The sequence below is a fragment of the Stenotrophomonas pictorum JCM 9942 genome (assembly GCF_001310775.1).
Lineage (GTDB): Bacteria > Pseudomonadota > Gammaproteobacteria > Xanthomonadales > Xanthomonadaceae > Stenotrophomonas > Stenotrophomonas pictorum.
The window spans coordinates 1-629 of sequence record NZ_BAZI01000771.1 but is presented as its reverse complement, the minus strand read 5'-3'; the positions used below and the strand labels follow the sequence as shown (position 1 = coordinate 629).

The window sequence follows — 629 nt, the reverse complement described above, 5'->3', positions numbered from 1 at the left end:
CCGGGTTCGGAAGGCGCGGGCGTCGCCGACGTGCTGCTGCGCCGGCCCGACGGCGGCGTGCAATACGACTTCCACGGCAAGCTGAGCTTCTCCTGGCCGCGCCGCGCCGACCAGTACGCCAACAACGTCGGCCAGAAGGACTACGACCCGCAGTTCGCCTACGGCTATGGCCTTACCTACGCCGACAATGGCGACCTGGCGGCGTTGTCCGAGGACCCGGGCATCGACCCGGACGCCTCGCGCACCAGCGTCTGGTTCGATCGCGGCGTGGCGACCACCGGCCTGGTCCTGCGGCTGACCGGCGCCGACGGCGAAGCGATGGATATCGTGCATCCCAACGCGGCGACCACCGATGGGTCGGTGGTGATGACCGCAGTCAACACCGAGGTGCAGGAAGGCGCGCGCCAGTTCGCGTTCAACGGTCCCGGCCGCCTCGAGCTGCGCGCGAATATGCCACTGGACCTGGTGCGGGAAACCAACGGCGACGTACTGGCGATCGCCAACGTGCGGGTCGATGCGCTGCCGGCCGGCGCCAAGGTGGATTACCTCGCCACCTGCGGCACCGGCTGCAGCGGCGAGCTCGCCATCGGCAATGCGCTGGCCAAGCTGCCGCAGGGCCAGTGGGCGCG

Annotated in this window: 1 protein-coding gene; it reads left to right on the top strand. The window is 70.1% G+C overall.

Annotated features, from left to right (window positions below; genetic code table 11):
• A partial coding sequence (locus JCM9942_RS17605; RefSeq protein WP_256202437.1) for a putative glycoside hydrolase occupies window positions 1-629 on the top strand: 629 nt, incomplete at both ends.